Raw genomic sequence first — 2811 nt, 5'->3', positions numbered from 1 at the left:
GGCCGTCGCCATGTGGCGCATCCGCGAGGACGGCGCGGGCCTCGGCGGCCGCACCCCGTCGGGCGAGCAGGCGTGGCCGGGCTTCGAGGACTCCGCGGTCCCGCCCGAGCGGCTCGGCGCGTACCTGCGCGAGCTCGAGGCGCTCATGGCGACGCACCAGGTCGACGGGCTCGCGTACGGGCACTTCGGCGACGGGTGCGTGCACCTGCGCCTCGACGTCCCGATGGAGCGCTCGGGCGACCCGCTGCGCGCGTTCATGACCGACGCCGCTCACCTCGTCGCGTCGCACGGCGGGTCGCTGTCGGGCGAGCACGGCGACGGCCGCGCGCGCTCGGAGCTGCTGCCCGTCATGTACTCGGAGCGCGCGGTCGACCTGTTCGCCGCGTTCAAGGACCTGCTCGACCCGCGCGACCTGCTCAACCCCGGCGTCCTGGTCCGCCCGCGCCCGCTCGACGCGGACCTGCGCCGTCCCGCCGCACGCTCGCTGCTCGCGGGCTCCGGCTTCTCGTTCTCGCACGACGCCGGCGACTTCACGACGGCCGTGCACCGCTGCGTCGGCGTCGGCAAGTGCCGGGCCGACGGCCGCGAGACGGGCTCGTTCATGTGCCCGTCGTACCTCGCGACGAAGGACGAGAAGGACTCGACCCGCGGCCGCGCGCGCGTGCTGCAGGAGATGGCGAACGGCTCGCTCGTCGACCGCGGCTGGACGTCGCCCGAGGTGCACGACGTCCTCGACCTGTGCCTGTCCTGCAAGGCGTGCTCGTCGGACTGCCCCGCGGGCGTCGACATGGCGCAGTACAAGTCCGAGGTGCTGCACCGCACGTACTCCGGGCGGCTGCGGCCCGTGAACCACTACGCGCTCGGCTGGCTGCCGCGCTGGGCGCGGCTCATCACGGCCGTCCCCGGGGTGTCGTCGCTGGTCAACGGGGTCCTCGGCATCCGACCGCTCGCGAAGGCGGTGCTCGCGGCGGGCGGCATGGACACGCGCCGGAAGATGGTCACGTTCGCGCGCACGCCCTTCCGGGCGTGGGCCCGGCACGGCGCGGGCGACGCCGTCACGGTCACCTCGGGTGCGGGCTGGAAGGAGCGGTCCACGACGGACGGACAGCGCTCCGGTGCCGCGCCGCGCGACGACGGGTCCACGGCCGGGTCGGTCGCGGCGCAGACGCGTCCGCCCTTGCTGCTGTGGGTCGACTCGTTCAGCGACACGCTCGCGCCGTCCGTCGCGCACGCCGCCGTGAAGGTGCTCCGCGCCGCCGGCTACGAGGTGCTCGTCCCCGAGCACGACGCGTGCTGCGGCCTCACGTGGATCAGCACCGGCCAGCTCGACGGCGCGCGCAAGCAGCTCACGCACCTGCTCGAGGTCCTCGGCCCGTTCGCCGTCAACGGCGTGCCCATCGTCGGCCTCGAGCCGTCCTGCACCGCCGTCCTGCGCAGCGACCTGCGCGACCTGCTGCCCGACGACCCGCGCGCCGTGGCCGTCGCGCGCGAGACGCGCACCCTCGCCGAGCTCCTCACGGCCCCCGCACCGATCGGCCCCGGGGACCGCTGGACCGTGCCCGACCTGTCCGACGTCACCGCCGTCGTCCAGCCGCACTGCCACCACCACTCCGTGATGACGTGGACGCCCGACCGCCGCCTGCTCACCGACGCGGGCGCGCAGTTCTCGGCGCTCGCGGGCTGCTGCGGCCTCGCGGGGAACTTCGGCATGGAGAAGGGCCACTACGACGTGTCGGTGGCCGTCGCGGAGAACAGCCTGCTGCCCGCGCTGCGCGACGCCGCACCCGGCGACGTCTACCTCGCCGACGGCTACTCGTGCCGCACCCAGGCCGACCAGCTCGCGGGCGTCCAGGGCCTCCACCTCGCGGAGCTGCTCGCGTCGCGCCTCTGAGGTCGGCGCGGGGGGCGACCGGTCCGCCGCGACGCCGTCGAGCCGGGTCGCCCGGCCGTCGGGTCCGTCGTGTCGCTGCCGCGGCTCGCGTCAGGCCGTCGGTTGGACGTCGGCGACCGTGTAGCACTCCTCGTCGTCGATCCCGGGCGACGGGTCGAACGTGACGGCCGTCGGCACGCCCCCGTCGTCGAACGTCGCCTCGGGCACGGTGCTCGCGTCGGCGTCGACGACGCGGTCGAGCAGCGTGTCGATCGTCGGGATCTCGGCCGTGAGGTCCTGCGCCTCGCCCGCGATGCGCCGCCCGACCTCGTCGAGCCCCTCGACGGCCGTGACCGCACCATCGGTCACCGTCACCCGGTACGACCCGATGAGCAGCCGCTCGCCGCACGACGACGTGAGCGCGAACGCGTAGGAGTCGACACCCCCGTCGGCCCACCGCTCCCTGGCCTCCGCCGCCCCGGGCACCGGGCCGGACGGTGGCTCGTCACCGCAGCCGCTCAGGACCGCCACGAGCACGGACGCACCCACGACCGTGGCTCCCGCACTCGCCCACGCCCGCAGCGGCACTCGCATGAGCCGAGCCTACGGACGTCGACAGCTCCGCAGGCGCGGTTCGCGGTGCGGATCGCACCGACGACCGGGGCCGTCGGACGCTCGGGTTCAGCACCCGTCACCCGCGACGGCCGACGCCGCTGGTCAGACCGGTCGGCGGCGCTCCCGCGGGCGCCTGCGGGGCACGAGCACGACGACCGCGTCGCCCGCCGCGGTCGTCCAGACGCCCACCGGGTGACCCGTCGCGAGCCGAGGCAGGGACCAGACGTGGGTCGTCAGCGGCCACGTCCCACCGACGCCGGGGCGGTCCCACGCCCGCGGCACCACCGACCACCGCCGACCGGAGCCGTCGACCGCCACGACGGTCT

The 2811-nt window shown here is 75.5% G+C and carries 3 protein-coding genes; 1 reads left to right on the top strand and 2 read right to left on the bottom strand.

All coding sequences use genetic code 11. The annotated features are described in order from the left end of the window. Positions 1-1891, top strand: a 1891-nt coding sequence (locus tag HGA02_RS15285; protein ID WP_210728637.1) for an FAD-binding and (Fe-S)-binding domain-containing protein, incomplete at its 5' end; no start/stop codon positions are given. Positions 1892-1981: 90 nt separating this feature from the next. Here HGA02_RS15285 and HGA02_RS15280 read toward each other — a convergent pair. After that, positions 1982-2464 carry a DUF6174 domain-containing protein gene (locus HGA02_RS15280; protein WP_168679899.1) on the bottom strand — a complete coding sequence of 161 codons (483 nt, stop codon included), beginning with the start codon at positions 2462-2464 and terminating at the stop codon, positions 1982-1984. Between the two features lie 123 nt (positions 2465-2587). Further along, a partial coding sequence (locus tag HGA02_RS20500) for a hypothetical protein (protein WP_210728636.1) occupies positions 2588-2811 on the bottom strand: 224 nt, incomplete at its 5' end.

Origin of the sequence: Cellulomonas septica, assembly GCF_012396155.1 — a bacterium.
In the GTDB taxonomy this organism is placed as follows: Bacteria; Actinomycetota; Actinomycetes; order Actinomycetales; family Cellulomonadaceae; genus Cellulomonas; species Cellulomonas septica.
This window is presented reverse-complemented; position numbering and strand designations above follow the sequence as displayed.

Bases quoted from the DNA above. Each gene is read 5' to 3' on its own strand.
- HGA02_RS15280 (WP_168679899.1), bottom strand. From the start codon at position 2,464: ATGCGAGTGCCGCTGCGGGCGTGGGCGAGTGCGGGAGCCACGGTCGTG.